The organism is Enterococcus sp. DIV0240d, assembly GCF_051711245.1.
GTDB lineage: Bacteria > Bacillota > Bacilli > Lactobacillales > Enterococcaceae > Enterococcus_D > Enterococcus_D casseliflavus.
Genome location: NZ_JBIOMG010000001.1, coordinates 1,361,494 through 1,383,970, shown reverse-complemented (window position 1 = coordinate 1,383,970; position 22,477 = coordinate 1,361,494). Strand labels below are relative to the sequence as shown.

23 protein-coding genes, 2 pseudogenes and 1 riboswitch are annotated in these 22,477 nt (G+C 43.8%); of the genes and pseudogenes, 6 read left to right on the top strand and 19 right to left on the bottom strand.

The annotated features are described in order from the left end of the window. The first annotated feature begins 153 nt into the window (after positions 1-153). The 5 genes from IGJ25_RS06535 to IGJ25_RS06515 all read left to right on the top strand — a co-directional run bounded on the left by IGJ25_RS06535 (position 154) and on the right by IGJ25_RS06515 (position 3,423). The gene (locus IGJ25_RS06535) at positions 154-525 is read left to right on the top strand and encodes a hypothetical protein (RefSeq protein ID WP_015509341.1); all 372 of its coding nucleotides are present in this window, start codon (positions 154-156) and stop codon (positions 523-525) included. A gap of 118 nt (positions 526-643) precedes the next feature. Beyond that, positions 644-1,228, top strand: a complete 585-nt coding sequence (locus IGJ25_RS06530; protein ID WP_438779174.1) for a hypothetical protein — start codon at positions 644-646, stop codon at positions 1,226-1,228. Positions 1,229-1,331: 103 nt separating this feature from the next. Continuing rightward, positions 1,332-1,754: a VOC family protein gene (locus tag IGJ25_RS06525; RefSeq protein ID WP_225000954.1), complete on the top strand. Its 423-nt coding sequence runs from the start codon at positions 1,332-1,334 to the stop codon at positions 1,752-1,754. A gap of 223 nt (positions 1,755-1,977) precedes the next feature. Continuing rightward, positions 1,978-2,166, top strand: coding sequence for a hypothetical protein (locus tag IGJ25_RS06520; RefSeq protein WP_005225554.1), 189 nt, complete (start codon positions 1,978-1,980; stop codon positions 2,164-2,166). Between the two features lie 405 nt (positions 2,167-2,571). After that, positions 2,572-3,423, top strand: coding sequence for an Rgg/GadR/MutR family transcriptional regulator (locus tag IGJ25_RS06515; RefSeq protein WP_086294895.1), 852 nt, complete (start codon positions 2,572-2,574; stop codon positions 3,421-3,423). Between the two features lie 73 nt (positions 3,424-3,496). On the opposite strand, the pseudogene IGJ25_RS06510 reads toward IGJ25_RS06515, so the two are convergent. From IGJ25_RS06510 to IGJ25_RS06495, 4 genes and pseudogenes are all read right to left on the bottom strand, one after another. Further along, positions 3,497-4,723: pseudogene (locus IGJ25_RS06510) on the bottom strand (glycoside hydrolase family 3 protein). Between the two features lie 130 nt (positions 4,724-4,853). After that, a complete protein-coding gene (locus IGJ25_RS06505) occupies positions 4,854-5,384 on the bottom strand; it encodes a folate family ECF transporter S component (RefSeq protein WP_005225551.1) in 531 nt (176 codons plus the stop codon). Positions 5,385-5,410: 26 nt separating this feature from the next. Then, positions 5,411-5,512, bottom strand: a riboswitch (THF riboswitch). Positions 5,513-5,744: 232 nt separating this feature from the next. After that, entirely contained in the window at positions 5,745-5,927 is a 183-nt protein-coding gene (locus tag IGJ25_RS06500) for a hypothetical protein (protein ID WP_005225550.1), read from the bottom strand. A 31-nt stretch (positions 5,928-5,958) separates the two neighbouring features. After that, positions 5,959-7,224: an MFS transporter gene (locus IGJ25_RS06495; RefSeq protein WP_074932126.1), complete on the bottom strand. Its 1,266-nt coding sequence runs from the start codon at positions 7,222-7,224 to the stop codon at positions 5,959-5,961. 222 nt (positions 7,225-7,446) lie between these two features. Here IGJ25_RS06495 and IGJ25_RS06490 point away from each other — a divergent pair, with 222 nt between their 5' ends. After that, positions 7,447-8,103, top strand: a complete 657-nt coding sequence (locus IGJ25_RS06490; protein WP_225000955.1) for a Crp/Fnr family transcriptional regulator — start codon at positions 7,447-7,449, stop codon at positions 8,101-8,103. A 55-nt stretch (positions 8,104-8,158) separates the two neighbouring features. Here IGJ25_RS06490 and IGJ25_RS06485 read toward each other — a convergent pair whose 3' ends face one another. The 15 genes and pseudogenes from IGJ25_RS06485 to IGJ25_RS06415 all read right to left on the bottom strand — a co-directional run bounded on the left by IGJ25_RS06485 (position 8,159) and on the right by IGJ25_RS06415 (position 22,400). Beyond that, positions 8,159-8,551, bottom strand: a complete 393-nt coding sequence (locus IGJ25_RS06485; protein ID WP_010747810.1) for an OsmC family protein — start codon at positions 8,549-8,551, stop codon at positions 8,159-8,161. Continuing rightward, positions 8,548-9,438 (bottom strand): ATP-binding cassette domain-containing protein, encoded by an 891-nt coding sequence (locus tag IGJ25_RS06480; protein WP_002316738.1) that lies wholly within the window; start codon positions 9,436-9,438, stop codon positions 8,548-8,550. The genes IGJ25_RS06485 and IGJ25_RS06480 overlap by 4 nt, the downstream gene beginning before the upstream one ends. Next, positions 9,438-10,316 (bottom strand): ABC transporter ATP-binding protein, encoded by an 879-nt coding sequence (locus tag IGJ25_RS06475; RefSeq protein WP_144770780.1) that lies wholly within the window; start codon positions 10,314-10,316, stop codon positions 9,438-9,440. Before IGJ25_RS06475 ends, IGJ25_RS06480 begins: the two co-directional genes overlap by 1 nt. Positions 10,317-10,319: 3 nt before the next feature. Beyond that, complete coding sequence (locus IGJ25_RS06470; protein WP_010747808.1) at positions 10,320-11,150, bottom strand: ABC transporter permease; 831 nt, start codon at positions 11,148-11,150, stop codon at positions 10,320-10,322. Further along, positions 11,150-12,109, bottom strand: coding sequence for an ABC transporter permease (locus IGJ25_RS06465; protein ID WP_002307597.1), 960 nt, complete (start codon positions 12,107-12,109; stop codon positions 11,150-11,152). The genes IGJ25_RS06470 and IGJ25_RS06465 overlap by 1 nt, the downstream gene beginning before the upstream one ends. A gap of 72 nt (positions 12,110-12,181) precedes the next feature. Continuing rightward, entirely contained in the window at positions 12,182-13,762 is a 1,581-nt protein-coding gene (locus IGJ25_RS06460) for an ABC transporter substrate-binding protein (protein WP_368263984.1), read from the bottom strand. A gap of 51 nt (positions 13,763-13,813) precedes the next feature. Continuing rightward, positions 13,814-14,644: a MetQ/NlpA family ABC transporter substrate-binding protein gene (locus IGJ25_RS06455; protein ID WP_438779173.1), complete on the bottom strand. Its 831-nt coding sequence runs from the start codon at positions 14,642-14,644 to the stop codon at positions 13,814-13,816. 256 nt (positions 14,645-14,900) lie between these two features. After that, the gene (locus IGJ25_RS06450; RefSeq protein ID WP_016608218.1) at positions 14,901-15,995 is read right to left on the bottom strand and encodes an aminotransferase class I/II-fold pyridoxal phosphate-dependent enzyme; all 1,095 of its coding nucleotides are present in this window, start codon (positions 15,993-15,995) and stop codon (positions 14,901-14,903) included. After that, positions 15,985-17,184 carry a MalY/PatB family protein gene (locus tag IGJ25_RS06445; RefSeq protein ID WP_118214825.1) on the bottom strand — a complete coding sequence of 400 codons (1,200 nt, stop codon included), beginning with the start codon at positions 17,182-17,184 and terminating at the stop codon, positions 15,985-15,987. Before IGJ25_RS06445 ends, IGJ25_RS06450 begins: the two co-directional genes overlap by 11 nt. Then, a complete protein-coding gene (locus IGJ25_RS06440; protein ID WP_010747802.1) occupies positions 17,174-18,142 on the bottom strand; it encodes a homoserine O-succinyltransferase in 969 nt (322 codons plus the stop codon). Before IGJ25_RS06440 ends, IGJ25_RS06445 begins: the two co-directional genes overlap by 11 nt. 399 nt (positions 18,143-18,541) lie before the next feature. Beyond that, positions 18,542-19,312, bottom strand: a pseudogene (locus tag IGJ25_RS06435) (C39 family peptidase). Positions 19,313-19,450: 138 nt separating this feature from the next. After that, entirely contained in the window at positions 19,451-20,062 is a 612-nt protein-coding gene (locus IGJ25_RS06430; RefSeq protein WP_005225537.1) for a hypothetical protein, read from the bottom strand. A 118-nt stretch (positions 20,063-20,180) separates the two neighbouring features. Further along, positions 20,181-21,068 carry a 16S rRNA (adenine(1518)-N(6)/adenine(1519)-N(6))-dimethyltransferase RsmA gene (gene rsmA / locus IGJ25_RS06425; RefSeq protein WP_005225536.1) on the bottom strand — a complete coding sequence of 296 codons (888 nt, stop codon included), beginning with the start codon at positions 21,066-21,068 and terminating at the stop codon, positions 20,181-20,183. Next, positions 21,065-21,637, bottom strand: a complete 573-nt coding sequence (rnmV, locus tag IGJ25_RS06420; RefSeq protein WP_225000961.1) for a ribonuclease M5 — start codon at positions 21,635-21,637, stop codon at positions 21,065-21,067. The genes rsmA and rnmV overlap by 4 nt, the downstream gene beginning before the upstream one ends. After that, the gene (locus tag IGJ25_RS06415) at positions 21,630-22,400 is read right to left on the bottom strand and encodes a TatD family hydrolase (protein WP_005225534.1); all 771 of its coding nucleotides are present in this window, start codon (positions 22,398-22,400) and stop codon (positions 21,630-21,632) included. Before IGJ25_RS06415 ends, rnmV begins: the two co-directional genes overlap by 8 nt. Positions 22,401-22,477 lie beyond the last annotated feature (77 nt).

Sequence of the window (22,477 nt, the reverse complement as noted above, 5' to 3'; positions counted from 1 at the left end):
CATCCTTTGCTACCAATGACTGTCCGCTGAACCTTTCCCTCCAAGCAATGCTACCTATCATTATCGAAATTTTCGATAAAAAACCAGTTGACGGCTCTCAACAAATCTGTTAGTTTATCTATGTTTTTTTAATAACTTATTGGAGGAATGACTATGCCCTTTATTGTCTATTTTTTCCTATCCTTATTGATCATTTATATTCCGACACCAACCCTTTTGCTGTTTTTTCAAAAACTCGCCTCGCAGCATGACAATCTGACGGCTTTCAGCAAACTTTTTCTATTATTGATGATCTTGCTGGATTATTACTTAAGCTATTATTGGTTAAAAAACTGCAAAGTCAAAAAAGCGCACTACCTTTATTTAGTCTTTGTCAATGTCTTCGAATGGCTGATCCACTTCTATCTTTATTCACGATTTGAAACGATCAATCTACTAGTCATTTTGTTGTTCCAGACTGTGCTTTTGTGCTGCATGGTTTTCTTCCCTCTGTCGGAGAAGTTCCGCTCATTCCTTTTTACCTAAAAAAGAGCATCTTTGGTTTCCACATATGAAAAATTCCAGCTTCTCAATCATTTCTTTCTAAGAACCAATTTACACGATAGCTCACCTTTGTTACGATTGATAAAAAGGATGTGTTGTGATGTCATTGATCGTCTTGATTGACGCACAAGCCGCAGGGAAAATGACTGTGGGCAAAGAACTGGAAAAACGATTGGATGCAAAGCTTTTATTCAATCACCAGACCATTGATCTTTTTGCGAACTTTCTTGGCTATAGTCCCGCAGCATTCGCTTTGTCTAATCAAACACGGATCGAACTCTTCAAAGCCTTTGTTCAAAATGAAGCCAATAATACGACAAAATCAATCATTTTTACGGTCTTGATTGATTTCGATCAAGCGGGAGATTTAGCTTTTTTACAAGAGATCGCCCAACTATTTACCGATGCCCAGCAAAAGGTCTATTTTATCGAACTAGTGGCTGATATTGAGGAACGCTTAAAGCGCAATTGCCATGAGGACCGTTTAGCCGCTAAGCCGTCAAAAAGAGCGCTGGATTTTTCTAGAAACGAGCTTTTGTCTTCGTTTGAAAACTATCGTTTAGAAAGCCTGCCACAGGAATTAACTACCCTTTTTCCAACGATTCCTTCGCTGAAAATCAACAATACCCACTTATCACCTGATGAAGTAAGTCAAACAATTATTGCCCATTTTTCCTTGACTTAAGTCTAAAAGAAACGCCATTTTCAAGCTTTGCTTCAATACGAAATTGTCTATTGACTTTGACGCTGCGTCAAGCGGTATCCTCTAATTAAGAGGAGGTGTCAAAATGAACGTTTATGTTATGCCAATGTTTTATCAATTGAAGACAAAAGATATTGAACAATCATCAAAATGGTTTGCAGAAATCTTGGGGTTCCAGTCATTGTATCAGTTTCGCAATCAAGAAAATCAAGTGACGATGGACCATCTGCGTCTTGCTGACTACCAAGATTTGATGCTGATTGCCGCAGACTCGTTCACTGTTGGCGATGGGGCAATTTTGAATGTAGCGATGATTGATCTTCGGAATATCGCTCAAAAAATTCCCGAAAAGTGGATCGTGGAACCTTTGATGGAAAAGCCGTGGAATGCCCTTGAAATGACCATCAAAGACCCCAACGGTTATTTGTTTACCCTAACAGAGGCGATAAGAAAAAACGAATCAGACTTTCAAACCTTGATGGACCAAACCAAGGATTACTTACAATAAAATGGAACCGAGTAAGAAGGATGGCTTTCTTACTCGGTTCCTTTTTTATAAAACTTGATTCTGGCAACAATGACGAAAACGAACGCTCCCTAAATTTTACTAGGAAGCCTTTTCCCCATCAGATATACCAATATACCTTTTTAGTATATTTTTAAATATTGAAGGTAATTATTAACACAATCAACTCAGAACATGCTACACTATTTAAAAAGGAGGATTTCCTATGGAAAAGAAATCGCAGCTTCCGTGGTACAAGCGCAAAAAGTTCTACCTTCCAGTTGCCGTCGTCCTCGGCGTGATTGGGGTTCTTCCCAGTCTCGTTTCTCTTTTCGGGGTCTCGATCGATGATGAATTCAATCCTGATTACTATTCTGATCCAAATGAACCAATGTTCAAGAAAAAACAAAACTGACTGTTGCGATGCCGTATGTGAGGTTTTTTGACCAACAAAAAAAGAGCAATCACTCGCTGTTGTGTTTGCTCCTTTTTTAAAAGGGATTCGGCAGACCTACGCGCCTTGACAGGGTAAGCTGTTTGGGGAGAGGGCGTTTGAATGCGCGAATGAACAGTAACTTATTACGTGAAACCACTTATACTTTTTCCTGTTAAAAAAATCAATTGCTAACCAATCACAAAGGATCGATTATTTGAAGAAAGAAAAAACGTTAGCCATTAGTTCTACAACTTCCCAGGGAAAACTAAAAAAATCAAACATCCATTTCTCCTCCTTTAATTGACTTTCTTCAAGTTTACCCGCAAAATAAAGCTGTAACATATTTGGACTATTTTTCCGTCCACTTTTTTTAGGAGGGATTTTTTGAAGGCCAATGACTTGTTAAAAGAGTTACGAACGGAACGAAATATCTCACAGCGAAAATTGGTTGAGAACATTTCAGAACGCAGTACACTGGCAACCTTTGAACAAAAAGGGCACCGCATCGCCTTTGATATTTTGCACCAATACTTGGACCGCTTAAATGTCACTTTGGAGGAATTTGAGTATCGCTTGGATGACAATCAAGTCAGCGAGAAAAAGCAGCTATCCAAACAGTTGACCACCGCTTACTATGAAAGCAAGTATTCTGAAGTCCTTTCTTTGATCAACAAAGCCCAAGCGCTGTATAAAACCACGAAGGATTTCTTCTATTATGTCCTGTATAGTCAATTCTTTTTGATTTTAGAGAAAAAAGGCGTGGTTACCGACGAGGAAGAACGTTGCATCATCGAAGCGACCATCAAGAAATACTTGGAACGCATCGACACGTGGGGAAAGTTTGAAATCTCCTTATTTACCAATCTGCTTTTCCTTTTTTCTGACGAGTACATCTTGTATCAAATGAAACACCTGAATAAAAAAATTTTTTACAGCAATACGCTAAGTATCAATTATCAAATCTACACAAAATTGCTGACGAATGCGGCTTTCTTGTTTATCGATCGCAAAAAACCTGCCGAGTTGGCGCATGTGCTGACGTATCTAGCCGATCACCTGCCGCCGGACAATGATCGTATCCGCTTGATGATTCGTTATTTCGAAGGCATCTACGCCTTGTTTCAAGGAGATCGTACGCTGGGAATGGCCACGATTGAAAAAGCACTGGATTATCTGCGTTTTATTGGACAAGAAGCCTTTGCCAAAGAATTAGAGGCACTGGCTCAGAGTATCTAAAAAAAACCTGCTGCTTCCTCTCAGTAAGAGAACGACTCTCTTACACGGAGGAAACAGCAGGTTTATTTTTTTCTTAAAGTAAATGCAATGCTTCTTTCCAGAGCAAGACCCGTTTGACGGAAGCATTCAAATCAGCTTCTAAATAGCGGCCATCTTCAACCGCTTGTACCACAAAAGGAATCTGTTCTTGATAGGTAGAGGAGATCACTAGATCATTTCCCGCCTGCAACGCCTGTAATGCGGCTTCTTTTTGCGGAATGAACTCAGAAAGTCCTGCCATATCCAAGTCATCCGTCATGATGACCCCTTTAAAATGCAATTCATTTCGCAGCAGCTCATGCACGGGTTTTGAAATAGAGGCGGGTACGGTCTTATCGATACTATTGACGATCGTATGGGCGACCAAAATACTATCGGCACCAGCTTTGATCCCTGCGGCAAAAGGCAGAAAATCCGTTTCCCGCAGTGCAGATAGCGGGCGGTCATCGGTGACGATTTCGACATGCGAGTCACGATTGTTGCCATAGCCAGGAAAATGCTTCAAGGTAGACCCAACGTGGTGTTTCTGTAAAACATGAACCACACGTTCTACAAACGCACTCGTGCCCTGCGCATCCATGCCAATGGTTCGGTCGTAGATAAAGGACTGCGGATCAGTGGAAACATCGGCAACGGGAAACAGCCCAGCATTGATGCCATAAGCTTTTAAAATTTCCGCTTTCTTTGCTGTATCTTCTTCGATCGCTGACCATCCACCTTGGGCATACAGCTGTTGTGGTGAGAGAAAACGCTGATCCGTAAGGTTCGGATTGCGGCTGATGCGAGTCACTGTGCCCCCTTCTTCATCCATACCGATCAACAGCGGAATGGCGCTGGCTGCTTGGTAATCTGAAATTTTCTGTTTCAAGCTCTCCGCCGTCTCATTTTCGGTATCACGGCCGAATAACAGATAGCCACCAAAGTGATACTTTTGAAGCTCTTCGATTTGATTGCTTTCTGGCACACGCACAAAAAACAATTGCCCGACCTTTTCCTCCAAACTCATCGTGGCGATTTTTTCTGCTATTGCCTCTTCTGGCTGTTCTTGCGTGGAAGTTGAAACAGAAGTTGACGTGGAAACTGAGGTGGTTTCCTGACTTTCCCTGCTTTCTTCCTATGTTTCGTCCCTCAAGCTGCTTTGCTGGATCATGGCTGGCTCTTCAGTTTGCTGTTTTTGCTGTTCTATCATCCACTTCATCCCTCCCATTGCTGCTAAGACCAAGAAAAGAAACAGTCCCATAGCGAGTCCTTTTTTATTCATAGGTTCCCCTTCCCCTCTAAACAAGTTATTGAGAATGATTAAGCCAATCCTTAGAAAGAAAAAAGTGAACCACTGACGAAATATTCGCAGATGATTCACTTCAATGGATGTTATCGTTCTTTTTTACTCGTTAAACGAACCGTCGGATCAGCCGTTTGTATGGTACCGCACGCCCTACGATGTAAATCAACGCAGTTTGTATCGGGAACATGATGACTGCTTTTAGCAAGCGGACCGACCAGATCGCCCAGCTTGTCAGAGGAATATTCAACATCATAGCTAACCAGATCGGTGTTAAGATCAAGGTTATTAAAAGTGTATTTAACAAGACGACCATCGCCGCTCGTTTTAATGTGACTTCTTTCCGATAAAAGAAGTAGCCATAAATCAGTCCACCAACGAAGGCATTGATGGTAAAGCCGAAAAAGTAGGCTGATTTTGGAAAAATCACCATTCCTGCGATATCGGCTAATGAGGAGCCAACTGCTGTCCAAAACGGACCAAACAGCATACCCATGATCAGCTGTGGTACAAAGGAAAATGTGATTTTGATATAGGAGGTTTCAAACCCCAAGATTTGCGACAAGACGACCATTAAGGCAATCAAAAGTCCCATGACCGCAATCATGTGTGCATCGACTTTTCTTTTCATAGCGAGCATCTCCTTTTAGAGTTGCTACAAATTCATGCAGCGAATGCGAAAATAAAACCGCGAACGAATGATCGTTCTTCGTCCGAAAGGCAACATCCCATCCTTTCAGCACTTGACGCTTTATTTCCTACTCTGATTTTTTTTAGGTATTGCTACCCAGACACACTATAGCATACAAGCGCGGACTGCTACAATTTTTCTTGCTTATTTTCTTGTACAAAATCTGCCAATGTTCGCTTTTCTTTTTTTGTGCATCAAAAAAACGCTTTTCTCATGTGAATCTTTCTACCACCAGTAAGTGAGCAGGAAACATTCTCAAAAAAAAGCGTTCATTCCTGTTTCTTGTTTCCTTTCAAGCCTTATGACAATTTACCCAATCAGATTGTCATTGATCAATACCGATTTGATGTCGCGTAATTGATGATCGATAGCAAGCTGTTCATGGGTCATTGTTGCGGTAACCTCTTTCATGGCATGCATTTCTTCATTCAATTCGTTGATGTTCGTTACTAATTTGTTCAATGCTTCAATAATCAATTGATTGTTATCCATGGTGAAACACTCCTTTTTGTAATGGTTGAGGTTAGTCTTCTTCGTTGATTGGCTGCTTCATCGTACCAACGGCGGCAACTGCGCGTTTCGTTTTATAAAACAATTTGTATAAAACAAGGACGACGACTGGGATCAGTCCGCATAAGATGTAGATTTGCGAATAATCAAACAGACCGTGTAAGCTTCCTAGTGCATAGGGACCTACGCCTAAGCCGAGATCCAGCCCGATGAAATAAGTGGAGAGTGCTACGCCGACTCGGTGAGGATCGACTTCTTTCAGACAGACGGCTTGGCCATTGGACATGAAGGTGCCATAGCCCAAGCCGACAAAGCAACCCGCAAGCAACAACATCCAGCTGTTGCCAGTAATACTCAATAAGAAAAGACCAAGGGTCAAGAATAGAAAGCTAGGATACATGACCGCATCTGCGCCATGACGGTCAAACAGTTTGCCCGTCATTGGCCGTGTGAAGGTCACAGAAAGTGCATAGACGATGAAGAAAAAGGCACCGGCCGTTTCCAACCCAAGGTCACTGGCGTAGATCGATAAGAAGCCGAGAACGCTGGAATAAGCCAACCCGATCAAAAAGGCAATCCCAGAAATGAAAAAAACTTTTGGTTCGACAAAACTTTTGACGGACCATTTTTGCAGCTGTGCTTTGTGTTCTTCCGTCAATGGGATGTTTTTGACCGGGAACCAGAAACAAGCGATGGCTGTTGCGATCGATAAAATAGTTGCTAACCAAATAATGAAATCAAAGCCGACCGTCGGTAGTAAAAGCATACCAATAAAAGGTCCGACCGCCGCTGCTAAACTAGTACTTAATCCATAGTAATTGATCCCTTCGCCATGTTTGGAAGCTGGGATATAAGCGGTGACGATCGCATTAGCCGCAGTCGAGACGGCACCATAAGCAAAGCCATTGAAAAAGCGCACTGCATCTAAAATATAAATGTTGACTGAGACCAAATAAGCAGCGGTGGTAATGACATAAAACAATATCCCCCAGCGCAAAACGGCTTTACGACCAACTAATTCTAAAATTTTCCCAACATACAAGCGAGCGATCAAGGTCCCGATAATGTAGATCCCCGCTGCCAAGCCAGCTTGTGCAGTGGATGCCCCTAACTCCTGCGTGGCAAATTTCGCGGTGATGACGACAAAACAATAATACACGAGAAAGACGATAAAATTGATCAAGGTAATCGTGATAAACCCTTTGTTCCATAGTTTTTCATTTTTAGTTGACGGCAACGAGCTGACGACTCCTTCTTGATTGGTTTCCCTATCTGACATGTTTCTTCCATTCCTCCTGTTTGTGCTGTGATGCGTTTTACTATACCGAAACTTCCTCTACTTGAAATGCGCTTTTGCTGTTAAAAAAGAGCATTAACAAGAAACATTAACATTTGTTATTGCTTTTTCACCAGAAATGTCTTTTAATGAAGCATGAATAGAGGAAATTTCAGATTTTTTTCAGAAAATGTTGGGTTAGCATGAAGTGAAGGAGTAACGTGGGTGGAGAAACAGATATTACGTGATTATTTAGAAAAACAAGAAATACCGGTCGTTATCCGTAAGAAAAAGAGTTACTTGACATATGAAGGCATCCCGGATCGCTACGTCTATATTTTAAAAAAAGGCATCATCAAAACTAGCGTAGTGACCCATGAAGGGCGCGAATTCAACTTGCGCTATTTGACGGATTTTGAGATCGTCTCTTTGTTTAAAGACGAATCCTCTCAAGAAGTCGAAGCCCCTTTTAATGTGCGGGTTGAATCAGAAGAAGCCGAATTATACAAAATCGTGCGGGATCAATTTTGGGCAGATGTCAATCGTGATCGCCTGCTGCAGGATTATGTCAAAGAGTATTATCGAAGAAACTTGATGGATACGATGAAAAAGATGCAGCAAATGCTGATGAACGGCAAATTTGGTGCTGTCTGTACCCAAATCAATGAGCTGTATGAAACGTTCGGAATCCAGACAACAGATGGTGTCTTGATTGACTTTGAAGTCACCAATGAGGAGATCGCTCGCTTTTGCGGCATTACCTCTGCCAGCAGTGTCAATCGAATGATGCAAAAATTACGAGAATCTGGCGCCCTAAAAAGTGTCGATCGCAAACTATTAGTGACAGATATCGACTTTATTCGGGAGAATATTATTTATTGATCAAAAAAAAGACTTTGTACGCCTATTGGTTTCAGGCACACAAAGTCTTTTTCGATTAAATAAACGTCACTGTTTCCGTCACTTCGATAGCTGGATCTAATGATTGGATCACGGGGCAATTTGGTGAAACGAGTTTTAGGCAACGGGTCGCTTTGTCATGGTCGGCTTCAGCGATTTTCGCATAAAACTGAATGTGGATGGCACTGACTGGTTGGGCTTTTTTGTTGTCGTCCCGGTCATAGCTGACTTCGATCTTTTCGATTTCTGCTGTGATTTTTGAATTCTCTAGGACGGATGCGTATACATAGCCGCCGCAAGCAGCGACCGCACTCACCAGCATTTGGACTGGCGAATAGCCTTTTTCCCGTGCTAACACCCAATTGCCAGTTGGGGTCGTCATTTCAAATTTGTCGCTTCCTTGATGGATCGTCAATGTTTCTACTGTCATCGTTTTTCTCTCCTCACAAAATGATCCGGTTCAACTTCGACCCATTCATACAATGGTGTCAAAGTAATCGTGCTTTGAATCTCCGTTTGTTCCATCGCACCTCTTGCTAACACAGGATCAGCGATCGGCGCTGCTGCTAATAATTTCTTCGTGTAAGGATGCAGCGGATTGTCAAACAAACGGTCGGTGGGTGCCAATTCAACTAGTTTCCCTTGATACATGACGGCTGTTCGGTCACTGATATGACGAATCACGGACAAGTCATGGGAAATGAACAAATAAGACAATGAAAACTCTTTTTGCAGACGCAGCAGCAATTGGATGATCTGAGCCTGAATGGAGACATCTAATGCCGAAGTCGGTTCATCACACAAGACGAACGCCGGGCGATTAACCACCGCACGAGCGATGCCGATCCGTTGCCGTTGTCCGCCGCTGAAACTGCGGGGCAGTTTATGGACATCATCACCCGTGATCCCGACGATCGCTAAGATTTCTTTGGCTTTCGCTCGGGCAGCATCTTTCGTTTCATGATACAACGGCTCCATCACCAGTTCAAGTGCCGTCATGCGGGGATTCAATGATGAATACGGATCTTGGAAAATGATCTGCATTTGCTGATACGCTGCTTTGCGATCTTCTGCCGTCAATGCTGTTAGCTCTTTGCCTTCGAAGAAAATCTCCCCGCTTGTTAAGGTCTCTAAATTTAAAATACTGCGTCCTAAAGTGGTTTTCCCACTCCCAGATTCCCCTACTAGCCCCAATGTCTCGCCCCGATGGATCGTTAGGCTGACATCTTCGACCGCTCGGACTTCACTGACAGTGCCGCGCCAGTTTTTGCTGCGAAAGGTTTTCGTCGCATGTTCTACGCGAATCAGTTCTTCCATTATTCTGTCACCTCCTGATTGCGCCAAACGCGATGGGTCTTAGATAACTGCGTTTCTTGCAACTCATCTGCCAATGTCTCATGATAGTCAAAGACTTTTAATTCGGCATGCTTGTCGCCTAAATGGGCCGCCTGCAATAATTGTTTCGTATAAGGATGCGCAGGTTGATAAAAGATTTCTTCTGTGGTGCCTTCTTCCACGACTCGACCTTGATACATCACTTTAATAAAGTCGCACATTCCTGCAACGACCCCAAAGTCATGGGTCACAAGGACGACGGAAAGCTGGTTCTCTCTTTGCAGATTTTTGATCAAGGCCAAAATCTGTGCTTGGATCGTCACATCTAAAGCCGTCGTCGGTTCATCTGCGATCAGCAATTTCGGTTGCGCCAATAAAGCCATGGCGATCATCACCCGCTGACGCATCCCCCCTGATAGCTCGTGGGGATATTGTTTCATGCGTTGCGCTGGAAAAGGTATGCCGACCTTCTCTAACTCTTTGACAGCGATTTCTTGAGCTGCTTTTTTCGATACGTTTTGTGAGCGGCGAATCACTTCGATCAAATGATAGCCAATCGTACGCAAAGGATTCAACGAAGTCATCGGGTCTTGAAAAATCATGGCGATCGGTAATGTTCGACGATCGGTCACTGCTGCTCCTTCAAATGTATAACTGCCATAGTGATCGGTCACCTTATCAGGCAAAAGATCCATGACACTTTTCATGGTCATACTTTTGCCACTACCAGATTCGCCGACGATCCCAACCACTTTGCCTTTTGGAATCACTAGATCCAGCTTTTTGACTAACGGTTTCGGACCGGTTTTGCTGTGAAACGTCACATTCAACGCTTCGATCGCTAATAATTCTGTCTTCATCGGTCACACCTCCCTTTGCAAGACATGTTTGATCATGTCGCCGATGTTGTTGAAGGAATAGATGGTGAAAATAACAAAGAGCCCTGGAAGGATCGCCATGTATGGTGCCCGCTGCAAGCTGTTTTGCGCATTTTGCAACAGACTGCCCCACGAAGCCATCGGCTGCTGAATGCCTAATCCGAGGAAGCTCAACGCTGATTCGGTCATGATCGCTCCAGAAATACTTGCGGATGCCGCAACGATCAAGGTTGGCAGTACTGCTGGGAAAACATGCTTCACGATAATACTGAATGAAGAACGACCGATAAATTTCCCGTAAGCAACATACTCCCGTTCTTTCGCTGCTAACGTTTCACCACGAATCAAACGAGCGATGTTCATCCATGAAAACCCGCCGATCACAATAATGATCGTGGTTAGTCCAGGACGTAAAAAGACGCTCAAAACGATCACTAACACCAGCCAAGGAATTGATGACAACACATCGACGAGCCGCATCAGCAAGTTATCGATCCATCCGCCAAAGTAGCCAGAAACAAGACCGACAAGGGTCCCGATAAACGTCGCAGTGATCATTGCCAACACACCTACAAACAAGGACACCCGACCGCCGTAGACGACCCGAATAAAGTAATCCCGCCCCACTTCATCAGTCCCAAACAAATGAGCCCAGCTCGGTGGCTGTGACATGTTGCTGACATCCGTTGCATTGGGATCGATCGGGATCAAAGGCGCAACGAGCGATAACACGATCAATAACGTCAAGAAAACGACAGAAAAAGTATAGATGGGCGAAGCAAGCATGACTTCACTGATTTTTTTGAAACGTTTCATTACTTGCTCCCTCCTTTACGGATACGTGGATCAACCACGGAATATAATACATCCGCTAACAAATTCCCTAAGATGACCAGTGTTGCTGACAGCAGCATGATCGCCATGATCACAGGATAATCGAGGCTTTTCGTTGCACTCATCAAGTAAGGTCCGACGCCCGGCCAACCGTAGATCGTTTCTGTAATGATCGCACCGGTAACTAACATCGGTAACGCCAAGCCGATTTGTGTGACAACGGGAATCAAAATATTGCGACTAATGTGACGACTGAAGATCTGCCATTTGCTGGCGTGGAATGCCCGTTGCACCATCACGTAGTCTTCTGATACTTGCTGAGTCGCTGATGCCCGAATATACCTTGTCAAATCTGGGAAGAAGGCGACAGTCAATGTGATATAAGGCAAAATAAAGTGCTGCAGAAAATCGCCAAAATCCCCTTCTTTGCCGACTGTATACATGCCAATGATCGGGAACATATTCAATAAGTAACCAAATACATAAATCAAGATCATCGCAAACCAGAAGGTCGGCACGGCGATCCCTAGAGATGCTACAGCGTCAATGATCCGATCCCAAATCTTTCCTTTGTTGGCAGCGGCTAACAGACCTAAAATGATCGCCAGCAATAAAGCCGTCAAATATGCAGGGATCACTAGCCGCATCGTATTCGGGATCCGAGTCGCAAGTTCTTGTGAAATGCTGCTTTGAGAAACCAACGAAAAGCCAAGATTACCAGTAAGAACATTTCTGATCCAAAGAAAATATTGAACCAAAAAGGGTTGATCCAAGCCATAGCGCTGCCGCAACAGATCGATTTGCTCTTGTGACATATTCGGTGTCGTGATGGAATCGATCACATCATACGGGGCGATATGTATTAGTGAAAATACGATAAAAGAGATCACAAATAGCAAAGGGATTGCTTGCAATACTCGTTTTGCAATATATCGAAACATAATTGACCTTCTTTCTTTTTCATAGAAAAAAGCTGTGATAAAAAAGATTCCTCTTTATCACAGCCAATGGATTTACTTGATTGTCAATTTAGACATATCTTCGAATGTATAGATTGGGATCAAGCCTGCATCTTCTACATTACCAATTCGGTTATTGACCGCTAAGATTTTCTTGTTGTCAACGATTGGGTAAATGATCGCTTCGTCAGCAATGGCTTTTTGCAGATCATCGTACAATGCTTCACGCTTGTCTGTGTCCAATTCAACTGCTGCTTGCGCAAACAAATTGTCAATGGTTTCGCTATTGCTTTGGAAGTAGTTGGCACTGCCGCCAGTTTCGAATAAACTGCCGTATAAGTCAGGGTCATTCCCCATGATATACCCGCCAAGGAACAGGTTGTATTTCGTTGAATCAGGTTTTTTCAACTCAGTGAAGATCGCAGTACCATCGCCCCCTTCAAGGGTAACTGTGATGCCTGCTTGTTGCAATTGTTGTTGGATCAACGTAGCTTGGATCGTTTGAGCTGGATCAGTTGAGTTGAACGCCAAGTTCAATGACAAATCAGTGACACCTGCTTCTTGTAAAAGCTCTTTTGCTTTTTCAGCATTTGTTTCATATTTCTCGACATCTTCGGTAACGTATGGATTGTTCGGTGGTAAGAATGAATACGGTGTTGCATAATAGTCTTCATCTAAATACGCTGCTTGATTTAATTCATCTTTGTTCAAAGCATATAAGACTGCTTGACGGACCTTCACATCTTGTAATGCATCTGAATGAGTATTTAAGCCTAAGTATCCAATGCGGTTTTCTGTATAGGGATAAACAGAAATTTGCGTATCATCTAAGTCTTCGATATCTGAAGGCAAAACAACGGCTGCGTCAACTTCCCCTTTTTGCAAAGCAACTTTGGCCGTATCAGTACTTTCAATGATCCGCAAGGTCACGTTTTGAATCGAAGGCTTGCCGCCATAATAATTTTCGTTGGCTTCAAAAGTAAAGTACTCACCACGTTTGTATTCTTTCAATTGATATGGACCCGTACCAACTGGTTTTTCAGGCAGTTCACTGACCGAAAAGTCGCTAACATCTTTAAAGATGTGCTCTGGAATGATGTATGTTTCGGTTGCGATATTGCTGATTGCTGCTGCACTCGGTGTTGGCAACACAAATTTCACGGTGTATTCATCCACTTTTTCGATCGCGATCGGCTGGTCGTCGACCCAAAGCGAATCGGCATTGCCGTTTTCTTTTTTGACTTTTTGTTCATACGTGAAAACAACGTCATCGGCGGTAAAATCTTCGCCATCTGACCATTTGACATCTTGTTTCAAATGCACGGTCAATGAAAGGCCGTCTTCCGCCGGTTCCACTGATTCCGCTAACGCATTTTTCGTCGTTCCATCTGCTTCCACTGTAACGAGTGGAGAATAGATCATGTTTGTCACTGTCAAGCCCCAGCGATCACTGGTGTTGATCGGGTTGGTGGACGATGGGTCCCCGCTGATGGCATAAGTGAATGTTGCATCATCGCCAGCACCAGCTGCACTGCTGGTTGCCGTTTCCTCTGTATTTGATCCACCGCAAGCTGCTAGAACGAATCCTAGTCCGACGACGGCAACACTTGCTAAACCTTTTTTCCAATTGATCATTTTCCCATCCTACTTCCTGTTCCTATATAATTATAGTAGATTTTTTGCTTTTTATTCCCAAACAGGGATACTTGATTTCTTGGTAACTTCGTCAATAATTGCTTTTACTTCATCGGTCTGATAATACGCTACGACCGTTTGGTACACATCATTTTCTGCTTCGTCTGCTCGCGCAGCAATGACATTATAATAGGGCGTGGAGGAGTCAGCCACAGGTTCTAAGAAAATCGCATCTTCTGTAGGAACCAAGCCAGCATCGACTGCCATGCCGTTGTTGATCAAAGAGATGTCGACATCGGTCATTGCCCGAGCCGTTTGATTGGAATCAAGCAGCTCAAATTTCAAGGCTTTGGGATTCTCAGTGACATCACTGGTTGTTGGCAGTAACCCTTTTGATTCATCCAAAGTGATCAAACCGGCCGTTTGTAAGAGTAATAGTGCGCGGCTTTCATTTGACACATCATTGGGTAAAGCCACCGTAGCACCATCTGCCAATTCGCTGACATCAGTGATTTTATCGGAATAAATACCAAGTGGGTTTAATGTCGTATACGCAATCGTCGTGTTGGAATAACCACTTTCTTCGTTGACATTATCCATAAAAATTTCCGTCAATGCTGCGTGAAGATCGATTGACCCATCCTCTAATGCGACGATTGGTTGGCGATAATCGATGAACTTCACCAGTTGCAAGTCGATATTTTCGTTTTCCTTCAATTCTTCCTGCACATGTTCCCAGGCTTCATTTTGTTCGCCAACGACACCTAATCTGACGACGGTCGTTTCTTCATCCGCTTGGTTGGTGCCACAAGCAGCCAAGCTAAACAAGGCAAACAGCCCAATCACTCCTGTCGTCAACACATTTACTACATTTCTTTTCATCCCTTTTTTCCCCTTTTGTTCCCTCCTCAGATCAATCGTCCTATTTCCTTGTCGAATGGCCCAACTAGACCAATTTCCCCTCTGTTTCTCAAAACAACCTACTTTTTCAAAGGAGAAATGGTTAATCCCTGTTGCCGTCAACCGAAAACATCGGACTCACTATTCATATGTAGTGTAACTTTATCCTATACAACTAAAACTGTCAATAAAATTACTCTACAAAAGTAAGTTTTTCACTAGCTGATCTGTGGTTGGGTTATTTGAATATCTTCAGTGCATTTTCTAAGTCATCAATCAAATCTTTACTACTTTCGATCCCAATGGAGATCCGTAAAAGATCCGGCGTCAATCCATAAGATTCTCGTACCTCTTGAGGAATATCTGCGTGGGTCTGTGTCGTTGGATACGTGATGAGACTTTCCACACCACCCAGGCTTTCCGCAAAGGTAAAGACCTTTAATGCCGCTAAGAAGCCGCTGATTTTGGTTTCATCAAGCACCCGAATACTGATCATCGCCCCTGCATTTGGGTACAGCACCTCTTTGACCGCCGGATGGGCTCGTAAAAAGCGGCCAACTTCCTTGGCGTTGGCTTCCTGTCGTTCAAAGCGCAACGGCAGCGTCTTTAAACTTCGGATAAATAACCACGTATCAAAGCTGCTCAAGGTCGGGCCTGAAGTATTGGCTAAATAATTCAAACGCTCCCCTACTTGCGCATCTTTGGCGATCACGACGCCAGCCAAAATATCATTGTGACCTGATAAGAACTTGGTGCCTGAATGGATCACTAGATCCGCGCCTTCTTCTAAGGGCAGCTGTCGTAATGGCGTCAAAAAGGTATTATCTACGATCAGCAGCGCCCCATGGTCGTGAGCAAGCTTGGCGGTTTCAGCAATATCCGTCACGGTCATCAAAGGATTCGTTGGGGTCTCTAAAAAGACAGCCGTTACCTCGTCAGTTAATTTTTCACTTAATTCTGTTACAGTGCTGAAGGTATCGAAGAATGCCCGTTGGCTTTTTTCCAATTCTGCAAAATAGCGAAAGCTGCCGCCATACAAATCACGAGAAACCAAAAAGCGACTCCCGCTGGTAAATAAGTCAAAAATCAAAGCGATCGCACTCATGCCAGAGCTGGTCACTACTGCCCGAGCTCCTTTTTCTAATTCAGCAAGACCTGCTTCTAAGATATCACGGGTCGGGTTTTTGGTACGGGTATAATCATAGCCAGTACTTTGCCCTAACTCGGGATGAGCAAAGGTCGTGGAAAGATAGATCGGTGGGCTGATCGCCCCAGTTTGCTGATCCGAATGATTGCCTAATTGTGCCAGAAAAGTTGCTGTATCAATCGTCATGTCGTTCCTCCTTTTTGATTGCCTCGATCATGCGATCAAGGGCTTCTTGAATGATCGTCGGTGTTGTCGCAAGATTCAGACGAATCAAGCCCTGACCGTCTTGTGAAAACCATTCCCCATAGTCGACTGCCAGACCGGCAGTATCTTGGATCACGTGCTTGGTTCGTTCTTTGGCAATGACTTGCCGCAGATCCACCCAGAGAAGATAGGTTCCTTCTAATGGCAGGACCTCAATTTTGGGAAATGCTTCTTGCAGTTGCTGGCGGACCATTTGTTCGTTGGCAGCAATCACCAAAAGCAGGTCCGCTAGCCATTGATCCCCCGATTCATACGCGGCTTTCGCAGCCACCAATCCCAAACGATTGACTTCCGTCTGCTTGTATTGTCGGCACCACTCCTCATAGGCTCTACGCATCTCTAAATCAGGAATCCAAACATGAGAGAGCAATAATCCTGCTAAGTTGAAAGTTTTTGAGGGCGAATCCAGAACGATCAGCTTCTCAAAGCCGAACCCCTGTGCCACTGTCACGGCTGAAACAAATTGCTGCTCACCGAGTATCAGCTCACGATGGATCTCATCGGCGATCACGACAACCTCATGTTTTTGGCAAATGGCCAATAACTGATGCAATTCTTTCTCTTGCCAGACCCGCCCTACTGGATTGTGGGGGGAGCAGAGAATAAATAGTTTCACTTTTTCTTCAATGATTTTGGCTTCAAAAGCAACAAAATCGATTTGATAAGAATTCCCCACCTTTTGCAAGGGTGCTTCTATCAAGCGCCTTTTCGTCTCTTTGATGCTGTCAAAAAAGGGATAATAGACGGGTGGCTGGATCAAGATGCCATCGTCTGGTTCTGTGAAACAATGAAGCAAATCAACCAAAGATTGGACGACCCCTGTGGAAAACGAGAGCCATTTTTCTTCGAATTTCGTCCCCCAGTGGCGATCTTGCCAAGCTTGATAGGCTAAAAAATAGCCTGAGGGGGGAATCGCATAGCCAAAGGTTCCTTGAGCAACCAGTTGCTGCAAGGCTTCTTCCACTGCCTTTGGCGCAGCAAAATCCATATCAGCTACCCATAAAGGCAAAAGCTTTTCTCCTTGGAACCGTTGATCCACAAGATCCCATTTTAAAGAATCAGTGCCTTTTCGCTGTCTAGCATAGTGGGAGAGAAAATGCTCAATCGTCATTGATACTCACCCGACCTTCTGGCTCACTGCCAATTCGGTATCCTTCTTTCGTCGGCGTGACGGACAGGTCATACGGCGTTCGCAAATAGGTTTCATTGATCCAATTGCTGAAAAACAAAGAGGCATGTCCCCGCCAACGGTTGGTAATCTTTCCGCCTAAACGGTCATAGGCAAAGTAATTTTTGGGCAATGCGGTAGCTAAGCCCCGTTCCATGTCTCGCAAGTACTCTTCATTCAAGGTCGTTGTGTGGTATTCAAAATGCCCTAGCAAGAAGGCATTTTTATGATCTTCTGATACGAAGATGGAAGGCCCTGTTTCAACACCCGCTGCCAATATTTCTAAAGGCGCTTGGGCGAGCTGGCCTTCATCGATGCCAGTATAGCGCGAATGGGGCGTATAAAAGACGTCGTCAAAACCGCGAACGAGCGGATGAAAATGCGTGACTGCTTGTTCGAAGACGCCGAACAACTTGCTTGGGTACAACACTTTGTCGATACCATAATGGTAATAAAGACCAGCTTGTGCCCCCCAACAAATATGCAGGACTGAAGTGCAATTCGTCTGGCTCCAATCCATGATCTCTTGCAGTTCTTGCCAATAATCAATGGCTTCAAAGGCCATTTTTTCAACAGGGGCACCAGTGATGATCAAGCCGTCGAATCGTTGGGACTGGATCACTGAGAATTCTTGATAGAACTTTTCCATGTGATCGACAGACGTGTTTTTACTTTCGTGGTACTTCATTTTCAGTAAAGTTACTTCAATTTGCAGCGGACTTTGGGAAAGCAGGCGCAGCAATTGATTTTCTGTGGCGATCTTTTTCGGCATTAGATTGACGATTGCGATCTTCAAGGGACGAATCTCTTGTTTCGCCGCTTTATGCTGCAGTAAGGCAAAGACATTTTCTTTTTGCAGGACCGCTGCAGCGGGTAGTTCTTTGGGAATAATGATCGGCATTGCTTCAACTCCTTACAGATAAATTTCTTGTTGAAAAGAAGGCGAATAGTTTCGGCTGTGAGAAACAAAAAAAGCCGCCCTTTTATCCTTACGGATAAAAGGGACGACTTGATGCGCGTTACCACCCTAATTCGTGCTATTCTCACAAATAACACCTCAACAGTACACTATGATACTTGGCGCTGTAACGGGCGCATGCCGTTTTGCTGGCGTGAACCAACAAAAAAACTCAGAGCTCATCTTCACTGATCACCGCATGTCTCCTTTTTCACCAACCGGAGTCTCTGTACCTTTGTTGATCTGCTACTCTTCTCTTCAACGTTATCGATTTCTTTGTTTAATTTTAAAAAATTATAATTGTTTTTTCATTTACTGTCAACGGCAAGTTAGGGGTTTTTCTTAGATTTCTTCTAAATATAAGTATTGCTGACCCATTTTTTCATAGATCGCTGCTAAGTCTTCTTTGCTGACTTCACGATCCTTATGTCCATAAGGGTCGTTGACATACATCGTCTCCCCATCGATGCCTGTGATCACCACCGAATGGATCAATGCCGTCACAAGGATTTCGCCATTTTGGGTATTCCATTGAAAGAAATCCGCATCGGTAGGTACTTGTAATTCTAACGTCGCAATCATCCAAACTGGTTTCCCAGATTGCAATACTTTGACGATCTCATCAAAGCTTTTGTCTCGTCCACTAATGACTTCGTATTGCTCTTTTACAATCCTTTCGGCGACATCGGTGATCGGTTCTACGTCAACCCCCATCGCGCTATCACCGCCATAGATGTTTCCAACAAAGCCTTCTCGCGGATCTCCATGGTGATAATAATCCTCATAAAGCGGGACATACGCTAATTCTTCCGCCAATTGATTTTTATTGGTATCAAATCCGTAAAAATTCAAGAGCATCGATAAAGCCGTTACCTCACAGCCATTCCCTAACGCCACTTCATCGAATTGATTTTCTAACGGAACATCCAATTGAATAACCTCACTGTATTAAGGCTCTGGTGTTTGTTCTTCATCCGAAAGTGCTAGTGTCAATTCATCCTCTATCTTTTCAAAGGGGGACTGCCCGTTCTTACTGTCATAAAAAATCAGCAGAAAGAAGAGCATCAAGACGAACATACCTAAAAGTAACCGTTTTAACTTTTTCTTCTTCATCTACTTCCTCCTCTTGTATATTATAACTTATTTCTGTTTATTATTTCACTATAATAAACTTTTTAGGAAGGAGTATTTTCTTAATCTAAACACAAAAAAATAGACCCGTTTAGGCAGCGGGTCTATTCAAACTGGCGCTTATGCCGCTTTCTTCTGTTTCTGAATAAAGCGTCCTTTTGCTTTTGAAAACGAACGAATATCAAATTGTTTGCTTAAGGCACCTGCAACAAAATAAGCCAAATTGAAATCGATCAAGCTATGGATCAAACCGCCGATCCCCATCAAAACGAACAAGAAATAGTAGAAATTACCATCGAATGCGGTCCCTGGTACATTTCCTGTGAAGTAAAAGGCGGCAACGACTGCCATTTCTACGGCAGAATGGATCAATCCGATAATCAAGTTAAAGCTCTGAAATTTGATATTCAATAAAGAGGGTTTGCCATTTTTCAGTAAAATATCTGGGTGCTTCTGTAAATAAAAGGCACCGATGACGGCAAAAACAACATGGGACAATGCCCGTAAAGCAATGATTGGTGGCAGTGTTAAGAAAAAGCCAAAGGTCGTTCCTAAAGCTACCGCGATCGCCATCGCAGGTGAAAAGAACATCGCCACAAAGACGGGCACGTGGCTAGCTAAGGTAAAAGATGCTGGTCCGATGACGATTTTGGGCATTACCATGGGAATGACGATCCCCATGCCGATCAACAATGCAGCGATCGTTAAATGGCGGATGGAATGATTTTTCATTTATACTCTCTCCTTCAATGTGTCATGACAGTTCTGTCTTGCTTATTCTACTGGTATTTCCACGAGGTGTCAAGACACAAAAAAACGAATGTTTATTCAACATCCGTTTTTATTGAAGTTATCCTTTACGCGCTTGCATTTCATTGCTTAATTTGGCAAATTCCGCTAACGACAGCGTTTCTCCACGTCGTTTCGGATCGATCCCACTTGCTTCTAAGCTGTCTGCCAACCACTGTTTGGTTGTTTCATCTTTTCCATAGCTATTTTGCAAATTGTTCCAAAGGGTTTTACGACGCAGCTGAAAGGCTGCTTTCGTTAATTTGAAAAACTCTTTTTCATCGGTGACTGCGACTGCTGGTTGTGATCGACGCGTCAATTTCAAAATAGCCGAATCAACATTCGGTTGGGGCACAAAAACGGTTTTCGGGACGATGAATGCCAGTTTTGCTTCCATGTAGTATTGCACAGCGATCGACAACGAGCCATAGGCTTTAGTCCCGGGAACTGCTGAGATTCGATCTGCCACTTCTTTTTGCATCATCACGACCATTTCATCTACTTTTACCTGAGACTCTAAAAAGTGCATCATAATTGGCGTAGTGATGTAGTAGGGCAAATTTGCGACAACTTTTAATGAAGCAGCCGTATCGCTGAATGCTGACTGAATGGTCGTTGCCAGATCTGCTTGCAAGACATCTTGATGAATGATTTTCACATTTTGATATGGCTGCATTGTGTCGGCTAACACTGGGATCAACCGATCATCAATTTCAAACGCCAACACTTGCTTGGCATGTTTTGCCAACTGTTCGGTCAGCGCACCGATTCCAGGACCAACCTCAATGACGTTTGTCGTCTCGTCGATGCCTGCAGTTTCTACGATTTTCCGTAAAATATTCGGTTCTGTTAAGAAGTTTTGCCCTAAACTTTTTTTAAAGGTAAAGCCATGTTTCGCTAAAATCTCTTTGGTTCTTGAGGGGGTTGCTATATCCCGTTCTTCCTTCACAATTCTTCCTCCACTATTTTCATTGCTTCTGCCAACTCTGCATCGGTGATACGAAACATTGTCAGCCGCTTCTCTAATTGTTTGCCGTTCGTATAGCCGATGCGTAAAAGATCCCCCAACTGCTCTCGTTTCTCTTTCGCTCCAGCCCCTGCGATCAAGCCATACGCTAACAACTGTTGCCGATCAATGGTCCCCTCACTGACTTCATTTGAAGCAATCGGGGTTACGACTTTTCGCAAGGCTTCTTTCAACGCTTCATGGCTGGCGTGTTCCACGCCTAAACTGCCCTTGCTTTTCGGTGCTGCCTGACTGCGCGGTAAAAAGGCATGCTTGGCATCAGGAACGACTTCCATAATGATTTTGCGGATCTTTTCTCCCGAAAAATCGGGATCGGTAAACACGATGACCCCTCGTGTCTCTTGGGCGTGCTCGATTTGATCAAGGATCGTGTCATCGATCGCCGAACCGATCGTCTCGATGGTATCTACATCGAACACTTCTTGCAATCGGCGGGTGTCGTCTTTGCCTTCGACGACAATGATTTCTTCGATTTTCGGTTTACTAGTCATTGATCCTAAACAAGCGATGGGCATTTTTTGTCGTGTAGGCCGCAACATCAGCCACCGCTTCTTGCCGCAGCTCCGCGATTTTATCCACTACATAATGAGTATAGCCCGGTTCATTGCGCTTGCCACGATAAGGAACAGGGGCTAAATACGGCGCGTCAGTCTCAACGAGCAGCCGATCTTGTGGCACGACTTGCGCAGCTTCTTGTACCTCCGTCGCCTTTTTGAAGGTCACGACACCACTAAAGGAAATATACATTCCTAGGTCCAAGAACTTTTTCGCCCATTCGCCGTCCCCACTAAAGCTGTGCATGATGCCGCCGATCGTTTGGACTTTTTCATCCTTTAAAATCGCATAGGTATCTTCTAAGGCTTCACGGGTATGAATACTGATGGGCAGCTGATGTTCACGGGCGATCGCCATTTGCCGACGAAAGACCTTTTCTTGAACTTCCTTCGGATCCTCCATCCAGTGATAGTCTAAACCGATTTCACCTAGGGCAACGACTTTTGGTTGTTCCAAGCGCTCTTGCAAATAGGTTTCCACTTGTGGGGTATAAGAACCAGCTTCGGTTGGGTGCCAACCGATAATACTGTAAATGCCAGGATATTCTTTGCTTAATGCTAACGATTTTTCAATCGTTGGCTGATCGAAACCGACGACCGCCATCTCCGTTACTCCTAGTTCTTGCGCACGGGCGACCGTTTCGGGAATGTCTTCGTTAAACTGTTCTGCATTCAAATGTGTATGAGAATCAAAAATCATGAAATCTCCTCCTTAGTCCTTCTATACTCTAGCATATTTTGACGGTTTAAGAAACGAATCCTCTTCGCTTTTTTCAG